Source organism: Lactobacillus sp. C449L (assembly GCF_059900815.1).
Window position 1 is genome coordinate 1 of the sequence record NZ_JBWXGA010000122.1, and the last position, 484, is coordinate 484.

The 484-nt window shown below is 37.8% G+C and carries 1 protein-coding gene; it reads left to right on the forward strand.

The features are described from left to right. The first annotated feature begins 317 nt into the window (after nt 1-317). Nucleotides 318-401, forward strand: coding sequence for a putative holin-like toxin (locus AC2JF9_RS08615; RefSeq protein ID WP_500726940.1), 84 nt, complete (start codon nt 318-320; stop codon nt 399-401). Nucleotides 402-484 lie beyond the last annotated feature (83 nt).

The following is a 484-nucleotide window of genomic DNA, read 5'->3' on the forward strand; positions in this document are numbered from 1 at the left end:
GATGAAAAACCAATCTTTAGTATTGGAGAGTGGGAAAAACAGCATAACATTACGCATGATTCAAAAATGACTGAAGATCCAAGTGTAGTTGCTTATGGTGAAGTAGAAGACGGAAAATACATTGAACTTTATGAGAAGGCTGCAAAAGCCTAATATAATCGCAAGCGATTGCTAATTTAAAAAACCGATCCTTACAATAGGACCGGTTTTTTACTTTCTTCAATGATTTATATTAATTGGATGCTATAATATAGTAATAGACCGTACTTCAAGGGGGGTCGGCTCACTCCATTCCATTTGGAAGGGGGGTGAGACGTATGACAGTATTTCAAAGCTTAATGCTTATGATTGCCTTTGCTACACTGGTAATTACGATATTGTCGTTTAACCATAAAAAATAGACCTCCCTTGAACTTTGGTTAGGTCGATAGGGAAGGTCTACTCTATTCCTAGAGCCAACCCCTCATTTGAGGTCGGTCTATAT